We start from the raw sequence: 24,534 nt of genomic DNA, 5'->3' as shown, positions 1-24,534 counted from the left end.
CGGGGTCAGCTGGTGAGGTGGGCGAGTTCGGTGGGGGTGAGCTGTGCGGGGGTGCGGTTGCGCCACGCGTCGGAGTGGCGCAGCTGCCACCAGCGCAGCAGCGTCCGGCATGCGGTGGGGAGGTCGTCGCAGTCGGGCAGCGGGTACGCCATCGGGCCGTGGCGGTGTCGGGGGTCGGTGTATGCGGTCGGTGTCCACCCCTGGTCGGTGTCGGTGACCTCGCCGACGATGCGGTCGGTGTACGGGATGTCGAAGGCGGTGGCGGCTTCGGCGTCGGGCATCACCAGCCAGGTGCCGTCGGGGTGGCGGCGCAGCGTGGCCACGCCCCACGAGGGGTCGCCGGGGTGCAGCAGCAGGTGCCGTTCGTTGGTGCCGCTGATCGGCCGGTGGCTGCGCCAGGCGCGGTAGCAGGCGGTGAGCAGGGTGCCGAGGAGGCGGTGGCGTTCGTGGGCGGTGAGGACGTCGGTGAGGGTGTGCGGGTAGCCGGTCAGGGGTCCGTCGGTGTGGGAGGTGAGCCGGTGTCGGGTGGTGTCGGCGAGCGCACCGAGTCGGGTGAGGGTGTGGTCGAGGGTGGTGGTGCTGTCGGTGAAGTCGCGGGCGGTGCGGTGTAGGAGGCGGGCGAGGTCGCCGAGTGGGTCGAGGGTGGCGGTGTCGTGTCGCCACAGGTGTTCGGGTAGGACGTCGTTGGTGTCGGCGGCGATGCGTCGTAGCGCGGGGTCGGTCAGGAACACCGGGGTCTCCTTTACAAACGGGGATGGCGAAGGCCGGTCACCGCGCGGGCGCTGACCGGCCTTCAAAGGGCGTGCGGGGGTTCAGGCGGTGACGACGGCGCACAGCCGGGCGTCGGAGCGCAGGGCGCGCAGGTAGGCGCAGGCCTCGTTGAGGAAGCGGAACCGGTCGGCGACGGAGTCGGTGGCGGGGGTGAGGAGACGGCCGTCGGTGGTGATCAGGGCGTCGCCGATGAGTGCGATGCGCCAGTGCAGGCCGGCGTAGGTCGCTTCCCCTGCCTGGTAGAGGGACAGTTCGTAGGGGTCGAAGGTGTGGGCGAGCATCGCCAGGACGCGGGGTTGCAGCTCGAAGCGGCGGTGGGCCTCGTAGAGGGTGACGGTGCTCGGAGCGATGTGGTGTTGGGCGAGGAAGTCCTCGAAGGGGCGGGCCGGTTTGGTGGTGGCGCCGACGTGGGTGTTCCAGGCCCGCCAGCGCAGCGCGGCGTCGTGGGCGGCGCGGGCGGCGGTGCCGGTGAGGTCCAGGCGGCTTTTGCGGCCTCCGGCGGCGAGGGTGACCGCGCCGCACCGTCGGGCGGCGTCGAGCAGCCAGTAGTCGAAGAACCGGGTCAGCCAGCCGATCAGCGGGCGGTGGCGGACCCGGTAGCGGCGGATGGGGGTGCCGTTGATGTGGAGCAGGTCGTGGACCTTCTCCGAGGCGGCGAACCAGTCGGCGTCCACGCCGGGGGTGAAGCAGACGGTGATCACGTGGCCGGTGGGGGGAGTGGGGGTGGGCATGACGGAGTGCTCCCTTCGCGACAGGGCAGGGTGAGGTGGTGTGTGGGGTCGGGTCACCGGGGTGCGGCGTCTGCGGCGGAGCACTGCCCTGGGGTGCGGGTGGGGATCACGGGCCGACCGGGAGGGTGGGCTGGAGGTGATCCCGTGGCGCGGGGCAGGTCCGGAAGGGGACAGACGGGCGGCGGTGCGAGCAGAAAGAAGAAGCCGCACCGTAGCGTGGTGACCTGACAGCACCGGCGCTGTCAGGAATCGTGATCATGCGGCTGAGCTGTGCTGCCAGATGGTGTCGGGCCTCTGTCAGGTTTTGTACTCAGTGGCACCCCACGCGAGGGCCGTCTCGTCGCCTCGATGTCGGGCATGATGACGGTATGCGCCTGGGTCGGGCCTCTGTGGCGTTCTTCGTGGCCGGTGCGGCATCTGCGCTCTGGGCCGTGTTCCTGATCAGCGAGGGCTTGGACAAGGCCGACAAGTGGTCCAGTGTCGCGGCCTTCATCGGGACTGTCGTACTCGGCGTTCTCGGCTTGGTGACGGCACGACGATCAGCGAATCCGACGCCGAGCCCGACGTCGCCGCCGGCAGGCGACGGCGGACCACCGCCGTCGACCGGCGTCCAGACCATCAATGTCCACGGCGGCATCGCACCGATCGTGGGTCCTGGTGGGACTCAGACCAACACCTTCAACACCCCACCGCCGGGCACGTGACCACGCAGTCCCTCCCGCCGCCGGAGACGCACCACCAGACCATCAACGTCTATGGCGGCATCGCACCGATCGCCGCTCCCGGCGCCAAGCAGATCAATATCTTCCGCCACTACAGTCAGGTGGGCGCCTGGGGGCTCGGCGTGCTGTGCCTCGCCGGGTTCCTGACCGCCCCGCTCTATGCGCGGTCGACCCTGCTGTACAGCATCATGGTGGTCAGCGGAGGCATGGCTGCTCTCTTCCTGGTGACCGGGTTCCGCTCGGGACCATCGAAGGCGGCGTACATGGATGAGAGGTCAGGTGCCGCTGATCCCGCCCGACTGCGCGAGTGTGCCCGGCAGTTGGCGCTGGTCGTGCGTACCAAGGAACTCGATGGTCGTTCGGTGCTGCTGCACAAGGGGCCTTCCGAACTCCCGGCGGACCTGACCTTCACCCCGATCGAGGCCGGCAACGTACTGACTGGTCGACCCGCCTGTAGTGATCTTCCGTCCGGGTCGCTGCGTGAGGTGGCGAACTACTATCGGGCGCTCTCGGCGAAGCGTCTGGTCATTCTCGGTGAGCCGGGCGCGGGCAAGACGGTGCTGGCGACGGAGCTGATTATCCAGCTCCTCGATGCTGGGCTGTCCAACGACGAGTGGCCAGCCGAACCCAACTCAGTCCCTATCCGGTTCAATCTGGCGAACTGGTCGGATGGTGACCTCTCCGGGTTTCTCGCCCATCAACTCCAGGCGCAGTACCAGGTTCCCCGCGAGGACGCCGAGGAACTTGCTCTCTCCGGTCTGATCCTGCCGGTGCTGGACGGTCTCGACGAGATGGAGCCCGCGCCGGACAGCCCACGGGACCCGCAGTGGGCTGTCGACCGCATCAACGATTTCCGCAGATCGCATCAGGACACCGCCGGGGTGGTGTTGACGTGCCGGGACGCGGTCTACGAGTCCCTCGACCCTCCGGTCATGGAGGCCGTTGTCGTGCGGGTCGGTGCGTTGAGCGTTGATCAGATCACCGAGTTCGTCAGTGAGCGTCTCGACGGCGACCGCGTGGAGCAGCAGCGGTGGCTTCCGGTACTCACGTCGCTGAGGACCGGAGCAGACGGGGCGGCGTACCATCTGCTGCGCACGCCGTGGCGGCTCACCCTCGCGCTGACGGCCGCGGCAGACGCCGACGTGCTGGATCCCACCACGCTTCTCGGTGAGACGGCGGGACGGTTCGAGGCGATGCTGCTGGATGCCTTCCCGTCGGCGATGCTGAACCGCCGTCGGAAAGAGCAGAGGATCATCCGGCCGGGACAGCGCGGCGGCTCCGGATCGAGTTTCACGGTGCCGAACGAGCAGGTACTGCGGCGCTGGTTGCGGGTACTGGCCCGCTACTCGAACTCCACACTGGCCCTACACACGATGTGGGCCATCGCCGGACAGCACCTGGTGCGTCTCGTTCACCTGGTGATCCACCTGGCGTGCGCGCTGGGGTTCCTTATCCCGTGCCTGCTTGCGATCGTCGGCGGTGCAGGGCACGGCGGGTCGGCACTGCGTGCTCTCTGGAGCGGCTCGGTGCGGCTCTCCGAGCAGCAGACGGTCGCCCTGGTCTGGCTGGCTGGCGCCGGCATCGTGCTGATCGTCTGGGCCGGGTGGCTCGCCATCACCCCCACGCCCCGACGGTCGAAAACGAAAACTGCGCAGTACCGCAGCCGCGCGATGCGGCAGATGACCGTCCCCCAGCGCCTCGCCGCAGCCGCGGAGATCAGCCTGGCGATCGGCGCGGCGCTGGGCCTTCTGGCCTGGCTGGTCGGCGGCTGGATCGTCGGTGCCGTCGTGGGGGTCGTGGTTGCGATCCTCTTCGGCCTGGTCATGGACAAGGTCCGGCTGGACCGAGGGCTCTCCGGCGGCAGCGACCTGCGAACCGCCTGGCAGAACGACCTCATCCTCGCGCTGCTCTGCGCCGTGCTCTGCGGCACGGTCTTCCCGATCTTCCTCAGCTATCCGCTGTGGGCCGGTGCTGCCATGGGAGCGATCCTGGGCTTCGCCGGCGCCTTCGTCCTCAGCCTGCAGGCGTGGCTGCGCTACGTCATCGCCATGACGATCATGAAGCTTCGCGGTGACCTGCCGTGGCGGCTCGGCGCATTCCTCGACTGGGCATACCTGGCAGGGCTGATGCGGATCTCCGGGATCGGCTATCAGTTCCGCCACCGCCAGTTGCGTGAGTGGTTCGCCCACGACAGCCTCGACCAGGACGGGCAGGCGCACATCACCGCCGCCCGCTGAGCATGCGCCACGCTCTCGGCGCGTGGTACGGCACCAGCGGCACTGTCGAGAGCGGCGGATCCAGACCGACGGCACCGAAGTGAGGTGCCCGTCACTGGCGGCAGCCCAGGGGAGTGACGGTTGCCAAGAGGTAGCCGTCGGCCCTGTAGGTGGCGGGGTATTCCTGCCGTGCCCACTCGGCGATGGCGGGATCAACGAACTTGGCCCGGTCCGACGGGGCGAACAGGACACCCACGGCACCCTGCGCCCCCGTGATGATGTCGCTGGTGGTGAGGTAGCCACTGCTGATCCGTACCCGTGAGGTGTCGGCCAGCCACGGCGGTGTACGCAGGCCGGCACGGGCGGCGATCTCCTGATCGTCGGTGACCAGGACTGACCCGACGGGCAGGGTGCGCAGGCAGCGCAGCATGGCGCTGGCTTCCAGGCGCGGACTGACCGGCATCGTCAGCACCTGCACGACACAGGTCAGCACGAGTGCCGCTGTCGTCACCAGGTGCATCCTTGGGCGTAGCAGCGTGAAGAAGCCGGCGGCGATGATCGCCGCTCCCGGAGCGACGAACAGCAACAGGTGGTGCTCGAAGATCGGCCGGTGCAGACCCGCGAAGACCACTCCGCTGACACCCCACACCAGCAGCGCGAGCACCAGGGGACGCTGCGCCCGGGACAGGCGACGCAGGCAGAGGAACGCCCCGGCTGCGGACAGCAGACCGAACGGCACGATCCATACGGCGAGCATGGTGGTCGCCCCAGCGGGGACCGGCTGTGCTGGAGCGTCCGCCGCGCTGAGGTGCAGGGCGACAACCTGGTCCCACGCCACCGCTGGCGGCCTGGTCACGATCAGCGTCAGCACGCACACGGCCACCGCCGCGACTGACATCGGTGCGAGGGCGGCCAGCCGTCGTCGGCTCATCAGCGTCACGACGAGCAGGGCAGGCAGCACGACCACCGCGATGAGCTTCATGGCCAGGGCCACACCCAGTAGCGTCCCCGAGGCAAGCCACCAGCGCAGCCGTCCCCGGCCTGCGCACACCACCGACCAGGTGACCAGGGCAGCGGTGGGCAGATCAGCACCGAACTGGAAGCCGTATCGCTGCACCGGCGGCAGCAATGCCACCAGAAGCGCCGCAGCCATCCCGGCGTACCGGCCGGCGAGCCCACGGCCCAGGATGCCGGCTCCGGCGGCGAGTAGTACCGCCCAGCCGATCGTGAGGATCCGTGCCGCCAGTTCCCCGCCGTTGAGTGCGAACGGTAGGGCGGACAGCCATGCGTAGAGCGGTGGCTGTGCGAAGAACACCTCCGCGTAGGGCTGGTGTCCGTCGGCCACCGCCAGCGCCGTCTGCCAGTACACCCCGTCGTCGTAGTCGAGTTGCACCATCCGCAGGTGGCTTGCCCGCACCAAGAAGGTCGCCACGACAGCGACACCGGTGGCGGCCAGCGAGCTACGCGCCGCAGCGGAGACATTCACGGGCAGGACTCTAACGACAGCAGCCGCGTAACCGGTTGGAGATGCGCGGTCGATGGATGTCGCCGGCGGAGGGGCCCAACAGGCAGTCAGCGAGCGGTTGCGACGCCGCGAGCAGCGCTGTCAGCGGACGAAGGTTCCGTCGTCGTCGAAGTTCGGGTTGTCCGCCACGGGCTGGCCGTGGCTGCTGGGTAGCTCGGCGAGGGGGACCCGGACGGTGGTGCCGGCGGTCAGCCACACCGCTTCGGCGGGGTCGCCGGCGTGGGTGGCGGTGGCGACCGGAACGTCGTCGTGCCGGTCGCGCAGAGCCCGGTGCAGATGCTCCTCGCGGCGTTGGCTGCCGAGCCAGAACAGCACCGGGTAGCGGGGGCCGCCGCGGCGGGTCAGCTGCGCGTACCGGTCGAGTTTGGCGATGACCCGGGTGAGGGGTTCGGTGCCGGTGTCGGCTTCCAGGAAGAACCCGACGGTGGTGTCGCCGACGCGCCACAGGCCGTGCCCGTCGGCGGTGATGGTGCGGAACTGGCGGGTGGTCAGTGCCTCGGACCACCACCGGTCCAGGTGGGTCCCCGGATGGTGGTAAGTGTGGGTGGTGAGCCGGACGAAGAACTCGTTGACGGCGAGCAGGTGGGTCAGGTGCGGATTCGCCGACAGCCGGTGCACGGCCTGGCGGGTTGCCCGCAGGGTGGGCTCCGGGCGTCGGTGGGCGGCGGCCTGGAAGCGGTATCCCTGGTGGCCGAGAGTCCAGTGCCAGGGTTGGCTGCCGCCGCCGGCACGGGCGAACCGGAACCGGTCCAGCAGGCCGAGGTCGGCGAGTTCACCGAGGCGGATCTGGCAGGTGCGGCGGGCTCGGAAGAACAGGCGGTGGATCTGGTCGGTGGTGAGGACCTGATGGTCGTCGAGGAGGTGCATCAGGGTCCGATCGCGGGCGGTGATGTGCGGGTAGAGGGACAGCAGGCTGGGAGAACGTGGTGTGGGCATGAAGGGTCACCCCGTGGAGAGAGAATCCCGTAGGGAGTCTGGATGAGTTGATCGTCCTGTCGTGTCGGCCGACGCCACGGTGTGCGCAGGTCGGGCACCTGACAGGTCCGGTGGTGGGGGCTCGGTTGAGGGCTCGTGTCGTGGACACCCCCAAACGAGCCCCCGATGCCGTACCCGGTCGAGGCCCCGAACGCGCCGGACCCCTCAGACGAGTCAGCGGTCGCGGGAGGTCATCCGTCGCTTCATCGCGGTGCGGGCGAGCTGCTGCATCGGCGGCTCGCCGTCGGCGCGGGTGTGGGCGGTGGCGCAGGCTTGCCGGATCGCGGTCGCCGCACCGACCACCGGCGTCGGCGGGTGGGTGGTGAAGGTGAACGCGGGTAGCTCCCGGTTGCCGACGAGCAGCCGGGCGGCGGCGGTGTACACGTCGAGGTGGGCGAGGTCGTGCTCGTCGAGTTCGGGTTTCGTGTGGCGGGACAACTCCCGGGCGTCGGCCGGGTCGACGGTGAAGAACAGCTTCGACCGGGCGTTGGCCGACACCGCCGCCGCCACATCCCGGGGTAGCTGGGCGAGATCCTGGTGTGCCAGCACCAGGCCGAGGCGGAAACCACGTGCTTCGGCGAGCATGTCGCCGATGCTGCCGGGCAACGTCAGAAAGTTCTGGCATTCGTCGATGTAGAGGACGGCGTCGCGGCGGCGGTCCTCGGCGATGCTGGCGCGGGCGATGGCGGCCTGCCACACCCGGGCCACGATCAGCGATCCGAGGATACGGCTGGTTTCCTCACCGAGAACACCCTTGGGTAGGCGGCACAGCAGCACACCGCCGTTGAGGACCCGACCCATGTCGAACGAGGAGTGGGCGTTGCCGATGACGCTCTTGACGAAGTCCCGCAGCAGGAACGCCCGCAGCCGGGCGAGGACGGGGGCGATGACCTGACCGCGGAACTGGTCGTTGATGCCGTCGTACCACAGCCAGAACCCGCCGAGGCCGTCCGGGTCGTCCAGGCCGTGGGTGAACCGGCCCCGGAACTGGCGGTCCTGCAACAGCGACGGCACGAGACTCAGCGTGGGTTTCGCATGCCGCATCAGCGTCAGGCACGCCACCCGCATCGTGTCGTCCATGCGTGGCCCCCACTGCCCGGCGAAGATCTTCGCGAAGATCCCGACCAGGTTGTCCACCGCCAGATGCGGATCACCCTGGTCGTCGAGGGGGTTGAAGCAGCCCGGATTCTCCTGGTCCGGGTCGATGATGACGATCCGGTCGGCGTGGGAGGCGGGGAGCCGGTCGAGGACGTCGGTGACCAGGTCCCCACGCGGGTCGACCACGACCGTTCCCCGGCCGGCCCTGATGTCGGCGAGGATCATGTTCAGCAGCAGCGTGGACTTACCGACGCCGGTCTTACCGACCACGTGCACGTGCTGCCGGGCGTCGGCCACCGCCAACCCGACGCTGTGACCGCCGAGCTGGGAGCGGCCCAGCACCTTCACCCCCCGTCCACCGGAGGGCACCTGCACCGGCGCCGGCACCGCTCTGGCGCGTGCCCGGTCCAGGCCCGGCACCGCGAGGTCCTGCGGCAGCGCGGCGAGGACCGCGAGTTCCGGGACGGTCGCCAGGAACCCGCGGCGTAACCGGCGGCCGGCGAGTGTCGCGACCGGCTGCGGCATCTTCATCCGCCGTAGCCGGTTCGGGCCGGTGTACGCGGCAGCGGCCGTAGCGATCGTGTGCCCGAGGCCGATCAGACGCGCCCGCAGCTGCGCCACGCGGTCGCTGTCGGTGGGGCTGTCGTCGGCGGCGACAGCGAACCGTACGGCGATCTCGACGTGCGGCACCCGCACCGCCTTCTCCACGACTGTCCGGGCGTCGGCTGTGGCCACCGGGTCCCGCTCCGCCACCCGCATCCCCGACGCCGGGTTGCCCGGTCGGGACGGCCCGGGGGTGAACACGTCGAGGAACCACAGCAGCGGGGCGACAGCCATCCCGGCCACCTGCGACACCGCCCGGGCGGCCGGGTCCGGTCGACCGTGGGGGTGGGTGGCGGCGGTCGCCGCCGCGCGGCGGGCGGCGCGGACCCGGCGCGTCGACGCCGGGCGGGCGAGGATCTGCACGCAGGCGTGTTCCCGGTGTCGCACCTCGGCGCCGGCGGCGAGCAGCGCCCGCAGCGGATCCGTGTCGTGCACGGTCCGCAGCGGCACCCCGTCGCCACGCTGCGGCCAGTACGCCCCACCCACCTCCACGCCGATGTCAGTGGGAATCGGCGCGGCCGTATCGCTGACGGTCAGGGTGGCGGCGGGCCACGCCGCGCGGACGGCGGCCTCGACCGCCCCCAACGGCACCGTTGCCGGCACCCACACCCGGATGGTCAGAGACCGGCCGGTCCACGTGTACTCCCAGCCGACGTGCGGGTAGCCGAACACCCGTCGCCGCCACGCCGGTGGGGTCAGCGCACCGACCATCAGGGTCCAGAACACGGCAGCGGCCTGCGCGGTGACCTCCGGGGGTGCGGCGATGGTCAACCAGCGTGCCCCGGCGGTCAACCGGCGATGCCGCCAGGCGAGCACCTGGTCATAGCTGAGCACCGCAACGACGATTGCGGTGGCGGCGACGACACCGAGCCACGGCCGGGCAAGGACCCACTGTGCAAGGTCCGTCGGCCACGATCTGGTCGTCATGCGGCCTCCCCGATACCGGTGACGGCGAAGGTGTGCTCGGCGGCCGATGCGACGCTGCGGAACGGGATGCGGCTGCCGCCGGCAACGAGCAGGCCCTCACCCCGCGACGCGGACAGCAGCAGCCGCGACTGTCCGGCGGTCAGACCGAACGCCTCGCTGACCGCGTCGATCGACTGGGTGGACTGGCGCATCAGTACCTGGGTGGCGGCGTTGGACACCACGGCGAGTCCGAGGTCGGTGGACAGCACGTCGGCGGCGTCCTGGGTGATGACGGCGAGCCCGGCGGAGCGTTTGCGGGCGGCTTTGGCCATCCGGAACAGGAACCGGCTGCCCTCGCCGTCGCGCATCAGCAGCCATGCCTCGTCGACCACGACGAGGTGCCGCCGGCGGTGGGTGTCGGGTGTCGGGGTGTCGATGCCCGACCAGATCGCATCCAACGCCAGCAGGGTGCCCACGGTGCGCAGTTCGTCGGGCAGGTGCCGCAGCGACCACACGACGAGGTGCCCGCCCGGTGTGGTGGTGGTCGGCCCGTCGAACAGGCTGGCGAAGTTCCCCACCGTCCACGGGGCCAGCCGGGTGGCGAGCTGCCGGGCGGCCGGGTCGCTGTCGGCGGTCAGCGTGTCGGCCAGGTCGCGGAGCAGCGGCGCGGGTCGGGTCCAGGTGGCAGGGTCGCTGGTGATGCCGGCGCGGTGGTAGGTGGCGGTGATGGCCCGGTCGAGGGCGGCGCGTTCGGCCGGTGGTGGTGGCGTGCCGAGGAGGACGGCGATGACGGTGTGCAGGTAGAGGCCGCGGCGGGTCAGGGTGTCGGGGCGGGTGTCGTCGGGCAGGTCGAGGGGGTTGAGGCGGACGCCGGGCCGGCCCAGGGCGACGACGGTGCCGCCGACGTGGTCGGCCAGGGCCGTGTACTCGTCTTCGGGGTCGATGACGCTGACGGTTGTGCCCTGGTACAGGTTGCGCAGGACGTCGAGTTTGACGAAGTAGCTCTTGCCGGCTCCGGAGCGGGCCAGGACGACGGAGTTGTGGTTGTCCTGCGCCCACCGGTTCCAGATCAGCACCCCGTTGCTGGTGGTGTTCACCCCGTACAGCACCCCGTCGGGTGGGGTGATCACGCCGGGGGCCGGGGCGGCGAGGTCGGCTGAGGCGAGGGGGAACGCGGCGGCGAGGGCGGTGGTGTCCAGGATGCGGCGCATCCGCAGCGGGTCCACCCCGACGGGCAGGGTGGCGATCCAGCCCTGCTGATGGCGGAACGTGGCCGGTTGCAGATCCAGCAGCACCCCCGCGGCGGCGGACTTCACCCCGGCGGTGACGGTGGCGAGTTCGTCGAGGGTACGGGCGTGGACGGTGACGTAGATACCGACGTCGAACAGCTTCGCTGCGCCGCGGGCGACCCGGTCGGCGAGACCGGCCGCGTCGGCGGCTGCCGCCTCGACCATCGGGTCGTCGAGACGTCCCCGGTCGGCGTCGAGACGACGCGACGACTCCAGGCGGGCGCGTTGCCGCTTGAGCATCGGCGCGGCCAGCTGCGGCGCCACCGGGTCCAGGTGCACCGCGACGTCGACCCGCCCGGGGTACGACAGCAGCGGATCCAACCACGCCGGACCGACCTCGGCGGGGTAGCCGCAGAGCACGTAGGTGGCGGCGTAACCCTCGCCGATCTGCACGTATCCCGGGGTGACCGACACGGCGGCGGGGGAGGGCATCGGGTCCCCACCTGCGGTGTTCCTCGTCGTGATCGTGGGTCGTTTCATGGGGTGCTCCGTAGGGTGATCGGGATGCCGGGTACCGCGCGGGGGCCCGGTGGTGGGGCAGCGAACGGGTCCACCGCGCCGGCGAGCGCGGCAGTGACGGCGGGCCCGTCCAGGGCGGTGGCTTCGACACCGAGACCGGACAACGCGCGCACGGCCGTGTCGGCGGTGTGTGCGCCGGTGACGACGGCGAGGACCTGCCGGCGCAGCGGATCCCGGGTGTTGTCCAGGTCGACCAGGAAGTCGGCGTAGTCGGCGGCGGCCGCCTGCAACGACGGATGCGGTAGCCGGGACGCATGGTCGACGGTCGCCTGTGCGTAGCCGGTCAGGTCGTGGCGTTGTGCGGCGACCACGAGCTGCGCGGGCCCGGTCAGGCCGTTGAGGAACCGACCGAACCCGTCGAGCAGTGCGCTCTGCTCACTGCCGGTGCGTAGGTGGATGTTCGTGGTGCCGCAGGCGATCAGCACCTTGTCGCTGCCCTGGCAGGTGAGGACACCGCTCGGGCTGACCGCGGTGACCGGGGACCGCAGCGGTGCCGGCACCGGCGGTGTGCCGGCCACCACGGCGACCGCGCTGGCTCGTGCCGCCCCCGGGGTCAGGATGCGCGGGCTGCGGCGCAGCATGACGCCGTGGCGTAGCCACACGTCCAGGGGTAGGCCGTCGCGGCGGCCCAACGCCACCACGGTCGCGGCGGCGAACCCGACGATCCCGGCGACGATCCACACCACCGGCGGCAGCAGCGGACCGTAGGTGCGGTAGGCGGCGAATCCGGCCAGGCCGGTGCCGCCGATGATACCGAGCTGCCGGAACGTCAACCCGAACGCGATCCGGTCGGGTTCGCTGATGTTCGCCGGAACCACAGCCTGCGGGCTGCCCTCATCAGAGTTGTTCATGTGCCTCTCCCAGGCAAACGGCCCGACAGGGCGGGCGGGGCGGTGGGTCATCTCGGGCGGCGGACCGGGGCGAGGCGACCCAGGCCACGCGTCATCCCCTGGAGGGTGACGGTGCGCAGGACGAGCCCGGCGATGTTCGGGCTGCGACCGGGCCGGGTGACGAAACGCCCCATCAGGCTGGGGATCTTCACCGTGGTCCAGAGCACGACGATCACCAGCAGCAGGTTGAGGGCGTCGGAACCGGGCAGGCCGAGCAGCATCGGCAGGTTCGACTCCGGATCGGTCAACAGGTGGATGCCGGTGGAGAACGCGACCGCCTGCAGGGTGGGCGTGGCCAGACAACCCAGGAGACTGCGCCACCACAACTGCGCGGCACCCTGCGTCCAGGGGGTGGCGTAGCAGGCCAACGCCACCGGGGCGATCCCGACCAGGATGACCAGCACCCCGATCCGCACCAGCCAGCTGACCACGAGGGTGAACAGCAACCCGACGATCAGCAGCCCGATCACCACCGTCAGCAGGGCGGCACTCTGGTCGGTCATCGCCGACGTGAGCCGCGCCTGTACGAACGTCACCGCCTCGGTGGTCGGTGCGGACACCCCGACCATCGACACCGTCAGCGCATTCGCGACATCGATGAGGGCTCCCGTCGCCGGGACCGCGAACGCCGACAGAACGAACCCGACCACCAGCCGGGGCAGCAGCTGCTTCACCTGGTAGCGGGTCTCCACCGCGTCGCCGACCATCACGGTGACGCCCGCGGCGATGATCGCCAGGACGAAGCAGGCGTTGACGACCAGTGCGCTGCGGGCGGCGATCGACTGGACCTGCGGCAGGACGGTGACGTCCGGTGAGACGAACAACGACGACGTCAAAAACGTCAGCAGAGCGCCGAGAAGGTCGACGACCTTCCCGGCGAGCCAACCGACCATGTCGTCCATCAGCCACGTGGCCATGACCGGTGGCCTCAGCCGCCGAGGATGCCTTGCAGCACCTGCAGGATCACCGGCGACAACACCGCCAGGGCATAGCCGACCAGAGCGGACTTGAAGTTTCCTTTGGCCTGTTCGATCTGCGCCGGATCACCACCGGCGGACATGTAGCGCAGGCCACCGATGACCAGGAACATCGTCGCGACCATCGCGATGATGCCCATGATCCAACCGGTGATGTTCGCGATGACCTGGTTGATGCTGTTCACCGCCAACGGCGGCGACGCAGCGAGGTCGGACAGCACGGAGAACGTGAGGTGCATGGCGGCGCTCCAGAACGGGTCTGCGGGGGCCGCCAGGTGGGGACCGAGAGACGAGGCCGGTGGTCCGGTGGGGGCGCTCCTCCCTTACCAGCGGTGAAAGGGATAGCGGTGTCAGTACGCCGCGCCAGCCGTGCCGAACCGAGTGCCTCGTCCCAGAGGTGGTCCCCACCGGGCGGGCATGCCGTGGATGACATGCACCACCCAGATCTCGGCTGTCAGGCCGATCGAACCCACCGCAGGCCTGTCACGCCCTGACCGAACCGATCAACAGGGGTTCCCCGGGCCCGCGCACCGCACAGACCGGCGGGTCCTCGACGCCCCTGCGGTGATCTCCCGACTCACCGGCGGCCGCACGCGGATGAAGACCGGTGCGCAGGGGGCGGCAGTGGCCGGGAAGCCCGGTTCAGGCGGTGAGAAGGTGGCTGAGCTGGTAGTGGTCCCACCAGGTGCTGCGGTGCAGGCGGACGACTCCGTCGGTGCGGGTCAGCAGCAGGTAGTTGCCGTCCTGGATCAGAGCGGCGTCCTCGGCCCGAGCGGCCAGTACCCGGGCCACCGCCGTCAGCATGTTCGGGATTGCCTTGTCGGCCAGGTCGTCGGCGCGCATCGAGAAGGTGACGTTGACGTAGGTGGCGGGTTCCCATTCCCAGCGGGCCTCGTCGTCGGTCTCGGCTTCGTAGTAGCCGTGCGTGCCGGGGCGCACGGTGACGGCGTAGCCGCGTTGGTCGTACAGGCGGGCAGTGAACAGGCGCGGGTTCGACGTCGGCTTCGGCGTCTCGTCGCGGGTCGCGGCGGTGACGGCGGTGACCTCGCCGACGGCAGAATCACCGGCCAGGACCAGCCGGAACTCCACGCCCATCGCTGCCCTTCTCTCCGCCTCGCCAGATGATCTGATGATCACTCCAGCATTCCGGCCGCTGCCCCGCATATTGCCGGGGCACCGACCATGCGGGTCAGACCGCGACGACTGCACGGCGACCGGACATACAGACCCCGCTGGACAGATCGCCTCGGATGACGGCAGCGGCCACCACCCGTTCGGCTCGCCGCCTACGCATCCGCAGCGCCGCCGCTGTCACCCCCCGCTCCACCGCCAACTGCTCGATCAACGCGTCACCGAACCGGGTCACGCTGATCAACTCGGCTGCCTCCCCGGTGATCAGACCGGCAGCAGCTGCCCGACCGAGCAGCAGGTCCGGATGCCCGTACGGCATCCGCGGCAGCCGCGACCCGCAAGACGGATCCGCCGGCAACTCCTCACCCTCATCGGCCCTGACGACTGAGGCACCCGCCCGCCACGCCGCCCAGCACAGCCGTAGCCACAACCGGGGCGCGGCAAGGTCCGCCGTACGCAGCGCCTGCAGGAAACCGGCCAGGACCTCGGAGTCCACATCGTCGGAATGCCGGGTCCGACCACGACTGATCTTCGCCGCGAGATGCGTCAACGCGGGCAATGCGACACCGATCGCTCCCACCACCCACGCCGGACCCAATTCGCGGGCATGCTGCGCCAGTTGCCGCCACAACCCGTCGGTGGTGTCGCTGTCGAAACGCTCGCACCGTAGCAACACCCGCAACTCGGTCAGCGGCAGCAGCACATCCGGCAGGCCCGGCACCGGACGGGCATCGAACACCAACGGTGCGGGCTCACAGGTCAACAACGCGAACGCCGACTCGGCGGTGGTCAGCGCCGTCACGGCACCACGGGAACGGCTCGTCGCAGTCATGCAGATGCCCCTCGACAGATGGTCCCTCGCTGACTGCGGGAACCGAGACCACCGATTGGGTCAGCAGGACCTGACACCGGACCCGGTTTGTCAGACCGCGACAGGACCTGTCAGCCCATGACAGGTTCGCTGCTCGGCACGACACACGGCCAACCGGCGGACGAAGTCCCTGCGCGCCCCGGCCACCTGCTGCCGACTGTCGAGGCTCGCCCAATCGGCGAGAATGCACCCGAGATGCGGAGGCTCGAAGGGCGTCGAGGTCCCCGCCGGAGACGACGGGTGGTCGTCTCCGGCACGGCCATGATCGAAGAAGCCTGATGTTTGCTGAGAGGTGGGCTGGGCTCAGCGCTGGTTTCCCGCGCGCAGCCAGGCGATGTAGTCCGCAGCGGCGGCGGCGGTGTCGTACCGGGGATCGAACCCGGTGTCCTCACGCAGGCGTGCGATGTCGAGCCAGCTCACCGGTCGATCTCCGCCCGAGGGCAGTTCGCACCGGAACCCGGGCTCGACGGATCGGATCGCAGTGATGACGTCGGCATTGCTCGTGGCACGACCGGAGGCGATGTTGTACGTGGAGTGCTGCAGCTCCGGCGCGAGCTGCAGCAACGCGAGCGCGCGACCGGTGTCCTTGACGTAGAGCAGGTCGAGGGCGTCCTCGGCGTGCGGCGGCGCGATGAGTCCCGACAGGTCAGGTTCGTCGCGCCGGGCTGCGGCGTGGGCCAGGGACGGGGCAGGGAAGAACGGGTCGGGCAGGTGTCCGCCGGGACCCCAGGTCCCAGAGATTCGTGCGTTGACGATCGCCACCTCGGTCACGTCCGAGAGGTGGGCGGCGAGCAGCTCGGTGATCTTCTTGAACGTCGGGATGGCGTGGAAGTGCCTGAAGGGAATCGGCACATCCTCGGTCAATGCGCCGTGGGAGGTGAAGCCGTAGACGCCGATGGTGCTCGCGGTCACGACACGGGGGACTCCCCAGGCCTGCGCTGCGCGAACGATGTTGAGGAACGCATCCAGGGCTGCTCCCGTGGCCTCGATCGGGTCGCTGTCGGTCACCGGCCAGGGCAGGGCGACGGCGAGGTGCACGATCCCGGTGATCGGGTACTGCCGGCCAACGGCGAGCAGGGCTTCGAGATCGGCGACGTCGCCCTGGACGACGTGGATGGGCAGATCTGCGAGATGCGGGGGAACCTGCGGCGCGCGGCGCTGAAGCAGGACGCACTCCTCTCCGGCCTCGGCGAGGGCGCGGACGGTGTGGGTGCCGATGAAGCCGGCCCCTCCGGTGACGAGGATCATGATGACACCTTTCGCGAAAGCCTGATCGTCATTAACGCAGACGATCAGTGCTACTGACGATCAGGCTAGGCCTAAGATGGGGGCCATGTCCAGTGAGCCGAGCACCAGCGCTGACCCGCACGAGGTCCTGGGGTACCTCCTCAAGCACGCGGCCCTGAAGCTCGCGGCGTCGACGGACGCCGCGCTCGAGCCGTTGGGGATTGACAGCAAGGATTTCGGGGCGATTCGGGTCCTGGCTCACCGCGAACCGGCGTCGCAGTTGCAGGTGGCGCAGACTCTCGGCATCGACCGCACCACGATGGTGGCGTTGCTGGACGTGCTCGAACGCAAGGGCATCGTCACGCGACGACCCGACCCCGCGGATCGCCGCAGGAACGTCGTCCAACTCACCGAACGGGGATTGCAGACCTACGACGCCGCGCAGGCCGCGTACGGGAAGGCCGAGAGCACGTTTCTGGCCAGAATCGGCCCAGGGCGGTCAGATCAGCTCCGCCGGACGCTGCGGACACTCGTGGAGGACTGAGCCGCTCCCCGAGGGTGATTGCTGACCACACTCCGTCCACGTGTATCAGTCGACCCCACGGGGCCGCCCGGGGGCGGGTTGCCAGTTTCTGTCAGGCCAGGGGCGGGTTCGATCAGCCTGACAGTGGCGCACTGAGGGTTGTCAGTACGTCCGCCGGTCCGGGGGCCATCGTGCCTATGGCCGACAGAGATTCACACCGCGCGCCGATGCCCGTCGGGGACGTGGTGCCCGGTGATCCGCCGGTGCCGATCACCGTTTGGCCGGTTCCCGCGCCCCGGGCGGGCGAGACCATGTCCGACGCGATGGGGGTACGGCTGGTCCACAACCTCACTCACCCGTCGGGACTGGTCATCGATCTGACGGCCGGCCCGCAGTTGGCGCGTGCGGTCATCGCCGCCCGACGACGCAGCCACCTGCATGCGGGCCGGCACGTGGGGTGGGGTCGTGAGCCTGCCGCGTTGATCGTCACCGGATGGCCGGCCACCGCAGCGTCCCCGGTCGGCTTCTTCCAACGGTGCCGGGCCAACCTCGTGCCGGGTGGGTGTGTGGCGGTGCTGTTGCCGCACGGGGACGTGATCGTGCCGGTTGACGTGGTCGTCGCCGCCAGGCAGGCCGGGCTGGCGTACCTGCAGCATGTGGTGGCGGCCGACCAGCCGCCGCGACGCGGCCACCAGGGTCTGCTCGACATCCACACCGACGTGCTGATCCTCACCCGCAGCGCGACGTCGGCCGGGATGGTCGATGGTTGAGCCGATGCCGGTGACGTCGGTGTGGTTGACGTGTCAGCAGCCGGCGCGGGATCAGCGGCGGGGTCGGTACGTGTCGGCGACATCCAGCCACCCCGGGAAGATGCTGCCGCATCTGGCCGCGCACGCGATCGGTGCCTACACCGCGGCGGGGGATCTGGTGTTCGACCCGATGTGCGGGTCCGGGACCACGATGGTCGAGGCCATGCATCTGGGCCGGCAGGGGATCGGGATAGACGTCGAGCCCCGGTTCACCGCGTTGGCGGCCGCGAATGTGGCGCTCGCGGCGTCGCAGGGCGCGGCGGGTAGCGGGCAGGTCTTCACCGGTGACGCGACGGGTCTGCTGGATCTGGTGCCGGCATCGGTGGTCGGGCGGGTGGCCTTGGTGCTGACCTCCCCGCCGTACGGGCGGGGAACCCACGGGCTCGTGCGGTTCACCAGCAACGGGGTCCGCAAGCGCCACCACCTGTACGGGGATCGGGAGGCTGGCAACCTCGCCTACGGCGGTTGGTCGCGGCTGTTCGACGGGTTCGCCGCGATCCTGGCAGCCAGCTGCCAGGTGTTGCGTCCGGGTGGGTTCGTGGTGATCTCGTGTCGGCCGGTGCGACGTCAGCGGGACGATCTGATTGACCTGCCGGGGGAGTTGCTCGCGGTGGCCCGGTCGGTGGGTCTGCTGCCGGTGCAGCGGTGTGCGGCGATGCTCGCCGCCGTGCGGGACGGGCGGATCGTGCACCGGGCGAACATGTTCGGGCTGCTGGCCGTGCGGCGGGCCAGGGACGAGGGCATCCCGGTGCACCTGGTGGCGCATGAGGACGTGTTGGTCCTGCGCCGCAGTTGACGCGAGCGATTCCTGAGCCCGTGCCGGTGGGAGAACTGATCCGGGGCGGGTGGCGGTGTGAACCGCCGTCCGCCCCGCCAGGGCTGCTGGTGGTCGCGCTACGGCAGGCTGGGTGCCGCAGGGGTCTGCGGCGGACGGGTACTGCTGCTGCCTGCGGGCTGTCAGGCGCTGACAGACAACCGAACCTGACACGTCGCCTGGCTGCCGTCGATGGAACCTAACCTGGGGACTCTCCCTACTTTCCGTGCCACTGATCTGATGCCTTCCGCGACGGCATCGCGCCCACCCTGTTCGGTCGGCCGCCGTTGTTGGTTTCGGATCTGGCGCTCATATCACGCTGCACCTCTCGCGTTGTAGATCGCGAGCAGCGTTTTCCACCCATGGTCAGGCGTTCACCGCCCGGTGCTCGCCGTTTCGTGCTGCCCTACGGAGGACGACATGCTCCAGCACACCTGGTACCTGGACGACATCGACTGGTTCGCCGCCCTGCCCGACGCACCGCGTCTGACCGACGACAACAGCACCGTTATCGGTCAGCTCGCCGACCTGTTCGGCGGGGAAGCGCCTTTTGGGCCGGCCACGACCGTCACCGCCACGCACGTGATTCTCATGGCCCTCGAGCACCTCGGGGAGACCATGACGTACGCCGCCGCAACTCACGACACGACCGAGTTGGGGCGGCTGCTGTGTGGTCTCAACCTCATCCAGGCCCACCTCACCCAGATCATCCAGCACACCGCCCGGCAAGCCGACAACCGCAGCTTCCGCGGCCTCGCCCGGATGCCCGCCACCACCGTGCAGGCACTGACCGCACGTCTGAACACGGCGGGCGTGATCGGTGAGGCCCTCGCCGGCCACCTCAAGGACGCCCACACGGTGCTGCGGACCACGACTGCGTAACACCCCGGCGCAGCCCCGGGACCGGTCACGCCGTTCCCTGTTGTTCCACCGGCCGTGCCTGGCCGACCGCGCTAACCCGCGCACGTCCGGGCACGGCCGACCGTCGTGCCCGGACTCCCACCCCTGCGGAGGAATCCGATGCCACACCCCTGCGGCCCGCTACAGGCCACCTCGGCCAACCACTCATACCCAGACCCGGACACCGGCAGCTGCCGGCGACGGTCGATCCACCGGACGTGCCCTACGGCCGCCGATCCCGGGTCCCTCCCGACGGTGCCGGCATGATCACGCCCGACGTTCCGGCGCTCCTGGCGTCCCGCCCACTGGTGGGTGGCCTCGCGGTGCCGTGGATCACGGTACGCATGCCCGACGGCCGGTACCGCTTCGGTGCCGTCGACTACCACCGGCACCGCCGCGCATTGCGCGATCGACTCTGCCAGACCTGCGGCGGTCCACTCGACCCTGCACGGATCGTCTTCGCGATGCGCGACAGCGACCTGAAGCTGCTCGTCAGCCCCGAACCGGGTATGCACCCCGTCTGCGCCGACTACTCCGCCCGCAGCTGCCCGATGCTGGCCGGCCGGTTACCCCACCACCGCGCCAGCGACCCCGCCGCGCACCTGGCCGACCTCGGCGTCACCTCCCACGGTGACCCCACCGGCAGCCGGGCGGCAGCCCCCGCCGAGCGGTGGCACCTGCTCTGGGCCACCGACTACCAGCCGATCATCAACCCCATCACCGGTCAGCCCGCCGCGCTGGTGCTGCCCGAACAGATCCTGCGTGCCCGACCGGACCGCCCCCGCTGAGACCGGACGACACCGGCACCCCCGCCGGCCCGGCATCGCACCCCTGAACCCGCAACGGAGTCCTGCCATGACGCTGCACGTCATCGCCGTCTACCACAACACCGACAGTCGTTTCCTGCCCTACCAGCCGGGCCACACCCTCACCCAGGTCATCTCCCACTGGCGGCATCTGCCCGACACCGCCACCCCGCAGCACACCGCCGACCGGATCTACACACTGTTCAACGTCGACCTCGACACCCTGGAAGCCAACCGGGCGGCACCGCACGGTGAAGCCGACTTCCTCATCGCCTGCACCTACCGGCTGCTGCGGCTGCGATCGCTGTCCACCGGAGACGTCGTCGCGGTCACCGCCCGCGGTGACACCACCTGGCTGGCGTGCGAGTTCGTCGGCTGGAAAACCATCGACACCCCGACCCGGCTCACCGGTGCTCCGCTCACCGCGGCCGGCGTCGAGCAGCAGCTGCGGCGGGACCGTCGTGCGTGAGCAGCCGAACGGTGAGGTGACGCACCCGGTGCGGGTGTTCGACCTGCGGCTGAACTGCGGTCACCTCGTCGCCGTCGAACGTAGCGGCTGGTACCCGGTGTCGGTGCCGTGCTGCGACCGGCTCGGCGGCACCGTCCTGCACGGCGTCTACGTGCCCTACGCCTCCCACGTCGACCTGGTCACCCTGCGCTCCGAACGCCACGCCACCCGGCCGGCGGGCAGCCCCGCCAGACCCGACCGGCTCATCGGCCGGCGCGCACGCACCGACGACCCCTACCGGCCAGCGCATCCCGGCGACGGCGGCCACTGCGGTCGCTGGCCGGCCCACGTCGGCGCCACCTGGAGCCTCGACGGCTCCCTCCCCGAGCCCGACTGATCGTTCGACCTCACCACGCCGGCCCCACTGCGGCGGCCACCGAAAAATACGGCCCGCCAACAGGCGGGCCGTCGTCGTTCAGGACCCGGGACACTCCACCTGCCCACGGAGTACGTCCCGGGTCCTTCCCATGACGGGAGGAACCCGTGCCCACCACACTCCTCATGATCGCCATCCCCGTGGCCGTCACCCTCGGGACCGCTGCCGGCTACCTGGCCACCCGGCGGACCGTCGGCCGGCTACGCGCCGAACTGGCCGACGCGGCCTGGCAGCTGACCCACGACCCGCTCACCGGTCTGCTCAACCGCATCGGCCTGCGCACCGCCCACACCGCCGTCGCAGCCGGCCCACCGCGACCGCTCATCGTCATCCTCCTCGACCTCGACCGGTTCAAGGAGGTCAACGACGCCCACGGCCACGACGCCGGCGACGACCTGCTCATGAAGGTCGCCGACCGGCTCGGACACCTCGCCGACGCCGCCGACGGCACCGCCGCCCGCCTGTCCGGCGACGAGTTCGCCGCCATCCTGCCCCTGCGCCACCACCGCCTCGACGACCTCGCCGACCAGATCACCACGGCGATCGCCGCACCGGTCACGATCCAGGCCGACAACGGCCCGGTCACGGTGACCGTCACCGCCAGCGTCGGCATGACGATCACGGCCAGCACCGACCGGCTGGAGGACGGGCCGCTGCACCGGGCGGACACCGCCATGTACCAGGCCAAACACCACGGCGGCGACCGGCACCTGCTCTACACGCCCGGCATGGTCATGCCCGAGCAGGGACACCGCCGGGGACCACGCCCCCGTGACCTGCGCCGCGACCGGTCCGGGAGCGTCGAATGAACCTCACCTCCCGCACCGCCTGCGCCACCTGCCACCTGGTGCTGACCGAGTCCACACACGAGGGCCGCACCGTGTACCGGCATCCTGTCGCCGAGGGCCGGCACGCCGTCGTCCCCGTCGACGCCCGCCAACTGCCGGACGCGTTCGACCGCTGCCACACCTGCACCGGCGCGCCACCGGTATGGAACTACCACACCGGTCTCATCCAGATCGCCGCTGCGGGCGCGGTCGAGACCTACAACGACCAGTGGCACGTCTGCTACCGGTGCGCCCACCACATCGAATCCGACGACGTCGACGCCCTCACCGCGCACTGCGCCGCCCGCATGCAGTGGCCACCCCACAGCGACGAGTACCTCATCCTGCGCACCCTGCACCGGTGCCTCCTGCTCGGCAGGGAACACCGGACGCTGCTGACCGCCACCGACTGGCCGCCGGCCCGGATCACCGCCGACATGCTCCCCAAGATCCGCGACCGGCTCACCCGGCTCCTGCGCGGCCCCGACCACCTCCCCGCACCCCTGCACGAGCCCGGCCACCGCCGCACCCTCGCCGACCAACTCGACCTCGCCCCCCTCTACTGGATCAACCAGGACTTCACCGACCACATCACCGACGTCACCACCACACAGCCACCGGCGACCGTCACCGACGACCTCGTCGCCTCACCCGCCGGCCTCATCACCTGGCCCACCCCCATCGGCACCACCGGCCACCTCGCTGCCGCGTCCTGGACACCCCACCGCGACGGCTGGCAACTCACCGGCTACCGCAGCATCGGCACCGCCCTCGACGACGACCTGATGCCCGCACTACGCCACGAGATCGGCTGGCTGGCCCCCGTCCACACCGAACACCTCACCCGCCGCGCCACCCTCGACGGACACCACCCCCTCGGCCCGCTCATCACCACCTGGCTGCTGATCCACCAACAGCTGACCGACACCGTCGCGGCGAAACTCCCCAAGGGCACCACCAGGGCCTACCAACGCCAACGGCGACCGGCCCCCGACGTGCGGATCGTGCGGATCGCACCGCACCCCACCACCCCACCAGAGCCCTCCGCACCCGCCGGCCTGCGTACCCGGGCCAAACCCGACCACCGGTTCTGGGTCTCCGGCCACGAACGTCAACAGGCGTACGGCCCCGGCCGAAGCCTGCGCCGCCCGGTCGACATCCAACCCTTCCTCAAGGGCGACAAGGACCTCCCGATCAAGCTCAGCACCACCGTCCGCGTCCTCGGCGACCGCACCCCCGGCACCGAACCGTCCACCGACCAGGGCTGACAGCACCGCACGCGGCACCAGAGGGCCCAACCCGGGGGATAGCACCCCTGTCGGCTACCCACACCACGGGCCCCTCGACACGGCAGCCCACCCCCGGTGAGCCGCTGCCGGCCTCGCCTCATCCCGCGCCGTACGGCGGTGTCACCGCACCTGGTGACACCGCCGAACGCGTCCCGGCCCGACCTGCACCACCGCAGCGCCAGGGGCAACCCCGCTCTCCCCGGCTGCGGCTTCTCCCACCAACACAGACAAGGACAGCACCATGTCGTTCCCCGACAAGAAACTCACCGTCCGTTCCTCCAGCGATCTGGCCACCGCAGTGCCGTACCTGCTCGGCTTCCACCCCGACGACGGCAGCGCCGTCGTCATCGCCATGCGGGAACACCGCATCGTCTTCGCCGCCCGCGGGGACCTTCCCGCCACCGACGCCGCAGCACAGGAGTTCCTCGACCACGCCGCCCACCTGGCAGCGGTCATCCACCGGCAGCACCACATCACCGACACCGTGATCATCGGCTACGGACCCGTCGACCGCATCGACCCTGCACTACACCTCTACGACGAGGCGTTCACCGCCAGCGGGATCACCGTCCGCCACCTGCTGTGCGTCACCGGCACCCGAATCACCAGCCTCACCTGCGGCGACCCCACCTGCTGCCCACCCGAGGGAACCCTCTTCGACCCCACCACCAGCCTCGTCGCCGTGCAGGCAACCGCCGCCGGGCAGGTCGCCCTCCCGAACCGGGCAGCCCTGGCCGCCCGCATCACCCCCGTCACCGGCACCGCCCGCGACGCCATGCACCTCGCCACCGTCGAAGCAGCCCCCCGCCTCATCACCCTGCTCGCCGCCGGGAACAACGTCCTCGAGCAGGCCGGCACGGACGCCATCCGCTACGCCCTACGCCAGCACGACGACGGCGAACGACTCCCCGACACCGACATGGCGTGGCTCACCCTGCTCCTGACGCAAACCCCGGTACGGGACGCCGCCGTGGACCTCACCGAACCGGAGGAGCACCACATCACCTTCTGGGTCGACGCCGTCCGCCGCGCCGACGAACCCCTCGTCCCGGCACCCGCCACCGTCCTGGCCCTCACCGCCTGGCGCAACGGCAACGGCGCCCTGGCCCACATCGCCGTCGAACGCGCCCTCCAGATCAACCCCAACTACGAACTCGCCGACCTGCTCCTGCAAACCCTCCAGGCCGGACTGCCCCCCTCCACCTTCGACCAGGCATAACCCAACCCCTCC

The 24,534-nt window shown here is 70.4% G+C and carries 24 protein-coding genes; 12 read left to right on the top strand and 12 right to left on the bottom strand.

The window, feature by feature from the left end:
- Window positions 1-5: 5 nt before the first annotated feature.
- Both ACN268_RS10490 and ACN268_RS10485 read right to left on the bottom strand, forming a co-directional pair.
- Window positions 6-731: a hypothetical protein gene (locus ACN268_RS10490; RefSeq protein ID WP_421482989.1), complete on the bottom strand. Its 726-nt coding sequence runs from the start codon at window positions 729-731 to the stop codon at window positions 6-8.
- An 81-nt stretch (window positions 732-812) separates the two neighbouring features.
- The gene (locus ACN268_RS10485; protein WP_421482988.1) at window positions 813-1,502 is read right to left on the bottom strand and encodes a hypothetical protein; all 690 of its coding nucleotides are present in this window, start codon (window positions 1,500-1,502) and stop codon (window positions 813-815) included.
- Between the two features lie 389 nt (window positions 1,503-1,891).
- Here ACN268_RS10485 and ACN268_RS10480 point away from each other — a divergent pair, with 389 nt between their 5' ends.
- A complete protein-coding gene (locus tag ACN268_RS10480; RefSeq protein WP_363790349.1) occupies window positions 1,892-2,206 on the top strand; it encodes a hypothetical protein in 315 nt (104 codons plus the stop codon).
- Window positions 2,203-4,461, top strand: coding sequence for an NACHT domain-containing protein (locus ACN268_RS10475; RefSeq protein ID WP_421482986.1), 2,259 nt, complete (start codon window positions 2,203-2,205; stop codon window positions 4,459-4,461). Before ACN268_RS10480 ends, ACN268_RS10475 begins: the two co-directional genes overlap by 4 nt.
- Window positions 4,462-4,552: 91 nt before the next feature.
- On the opposite strand, the gene ACN268_RS10470 is transcribed toward ACN268_RS10475, so the two are convergent.
- The 10 genes from ACN268_RS10470 to ACN268_RS10425 form a co-directional block, all read right to left on the bottom strand.
- On the bottom strand, window positions 4,553-5,926 hold the full coding sequence (locus ACN268_RS10470) for an ArnT family glycosyltransferase (RefSeq protein WP_421482985.1): 1,374 nt from the start codon (window positions 5,924-5,926) through the stop codon (window positions 4,553-4,555).
- A 120-nt stretch (window positions 5,927-6,046) separates the two neighbouring features.
- Window positions 6,047-6,901, bottom strand: coding sequence for a replication-relaxation family protein (locus ACN268_RS10465; protein ID WP_421482984.1), 855 nt, complete (start codon window positions 6,899-6,901; stop codon window positions 6,047-6,049).
- A gap of 213 nt (window positions 6,902-7,114) precedes the next feature.
- Entirely contained in the window at window positions 7,115-9,568 is a 2,454-nt protein-coding gene (locus tag ACN268_RS10460) for a type IV secretory system conjugative DNA transfer family protein (protein ID WP_421482982.1), read from the bottom strand.
- The gene (locus ACN268_RS10455) at window positions 9,565-11,316 is read right to left on the bottom strand and encodes a VirB4 family type IV secretion system protein (RefSeq protein WP_421482980.1); all 1,752 of its coding nucleotides are present in this window, start codon (window positions 11,314-11,316) and stop codon (window positions 9,565-9,567) included. Before ACN268_RS10455 ends, ACN268_RS10460 begins: the two co-directional genes overlap by 4 nt.
- Window positions 11,313-12,206, bottom strand: coding sequence for a PrgI family protein (locus ACN268_RS10450; RefSeq protein ID WP_421482978.1), 894 nt, complete (start codon window positions 12,204-12,206; stop codon window positions 11,313-11,315). The genes ACN268_RS10455 and ACN268_RS10450 overlap by 4 nt, the downstream gene beginning before the upstream one ends.
- Before the next feature lie 47 nt (window positions 12,207-12,253).
- Window positions 12,254-13,162 (bottom strand): conjugal transfer protein TrbL family protein, encoded by a 909-nt coding sequence (locus ACN268_RS10445; protein WP_357762222.1) that lies wholly within the window; start codon window positions 13,160-13,162, stop codon window positions 12,254-12,256.
- 11 nt (window positions 13,163-13,173) lie between these two features.
- Complete coding sequence (locus ACN268_RS10440; RefSeq protein ID WP_357762219.1) at window positions 13,174-13,461, bottom strand: pilin; 288 nt, start codon at window positions 13,459-13,461, stop codon at window positions 13,174-13,176.
- Window positions 13,462-13,864: 403 nt separating this feature from the next.
- A complete protein-coding gene (locus ACN268_RS10435; protein ID WP_421482976.1) occupies window positions 13,865-14,317 on the bottom strand; it encodes a SitI3 family protein in 453 nt (150 codons plus the stop codon).
- Between the two features lie 94 nt (window positions 14,318-14,411).
- The gene (locus ACN268_RS10430) at window positions 14,412-15,155 is read right to left on the bottom strand and encodes a hypothetical protein (RefSeq protein ID WP_421482974.1); all 744 of its coding nucleotides are present in this window, start codon (window positions 15,153-15,155) and stop codon (window positions 14,412-14,414) included.
- 372 nt (window positions 15,156-15,527) lie between these two features.
- Window positions 15,528-16,472 (bottom strand): NAD-dependent epimerase/dehydratase family protein, encoded by a 945-nt coding sequence (locus ACN268_RS10425; RefSeq protein WP_421482972.1) that lies wholly within the window; start codon window positions 16,470-16,472, stop codon window positions 15,528-15,530.
- A gap of 85 nt (window positions 16,473-16,557) precedes the next feature.
- Here ACN268_RS10425 and ACN268_RS10420 point away from each other — a divergent pair, with 85 nt between their 5' ends.
- From ACN268_RS10420 to ACN268_RS10375, 10 genes are all read left to right on the top strand, one after another.
- Window positions 16,558-16,995, top strand: coding sequence for a MarR family winged helix-turn-helix transcriptional regulator (locus ACN268_RS10420; protein ID WP_421482971.1), 438 nt, complete (start codon window positions 16,558-16,560; stop codon window positions 16,993-16,995).
- Window positions 16,996-17,237: 242 nt separating this feature from the next.
- Complete coding sequence (locus tag ACN268_RS10415; RefSeq protein ID WP_421482970.1) at window positions 17,238-17,744, top strand: hypothetical protein; 507 nt, start codon at window positions 17,238-17,240, stop codon at window positions 17,742-17,744.
- Complete coding sequence (locus tag ACN268_RS10410) at window positions 17,737-18,579, top strand: TRM11 family SAM-dependent methyltransferase (protein ID WP_421482969.1); 843 nt, start codon at window positions 17,737-17,739, stop codon at window positions 18,577-18,579. The genes ACN268_RS10415 and ACN268_RS10410 overlap by 8 nt, the downstream gene beginning before the upstream one ends.
- A 438-nt stretch (window positions 18,580-19,017) precedes the next feature.
- A complete protein-coding gene (locus ACN268_RS10405; protein ID WP_363790310.1) occupies window positions 19,018-19,479 on the top strand; it encodes a hypothetical protein in 462 nt (153 codons plus the stop codon).
- Window positions 19,480-19,760: 281 nt separating this feature from the next.
- Entirely contained in the window at window positions 19,761-20,285 is a 525-nt protein-coding gene (locus tag ACN268_RS10400; protein ID WP_421482968.1) for a hypothetical protein, read from the top strand.
- A 67-nt stretch (window positions 20,286-20,352) separates the two neighbouring features.
- Complete coding sequence (locus ACN268_RS10395) at window positions 20,353-20,772, top strand: hypothetical protein (protein ID WP_421482966.1); 420 nt, start codon at window positions 20,353-20,355, stop codon at window positions 20,770-20,772.
- A complete protein-coding gene (locus tag ACN268_RS10390; RefSeq protein WP_421482965.1) occupies window positions 20,765-21,148 on the top strand; it encodes a hypothetical protein in 384 nt (127 codons plus the stop codon). Before ACN268_RS10395 ends, ACN268_RS10390 begins: the two co-directional genes overlap by 8 nt.
- 146 nt (window positions 21,149-21,294) lie before the next feature.
- Window positions 21,295-21,996: a diguanylate cyclase domain-containing protein gene (locus ACN268_RS10385; protein ID WP_421482963.1), complete on the top strand. Its 702-nt coding sequence runs from the start codon at window positions 21,295-21,297 to the stop codon at window positions 21,994-21,996.
- On the top strand, window positions 21,993-23,282 hold the full coding sequence (locus ACN268_RS10380; RefSeq protein ID WP_421482962.1) for a hypothetical protein: 1,290 nt from the start codon (window positions 21,993-21,995) through the stop codon (window positions 23,280-23,282). Before ACN268_RS10385 ends, ACN268_RS10380 begins: the two co-directional genes overlap by 4 nt.
- A gap of 262 nt (window positions 23,283-23,544) precedes the next feature.
- On the top strand, window positions 23,545-24,522 hold the full coding sequence (locus tag ACN268_RS10375) for a DUF4192 domain-containing protein (RefSeq protein WP_421482961.1): 978 nt from the start codon (window positions 23,545-23,547) through the stop codon (window positions 24,520-24,522).
- Window positions 24,523-24,534: the final 12 nt, after the last annotated feature.

The organism is Micromonospora sp. WMMD735 (assembly GCF_049178995.1).
In the GTDB taxonomy this organism is placed as follows: domain Bacteria; phylum Actinomycetota; class Actinomycetes; order Mycobacteriales; family Micromonosporaceae; genus Micromonospora; species Micromonospora wenchangensis.
The sequence above is the reverse complement of the archived record's forward strand: the minus strand, read 5'-3'. Positions and strand labels throughout refer to the sequence as shown.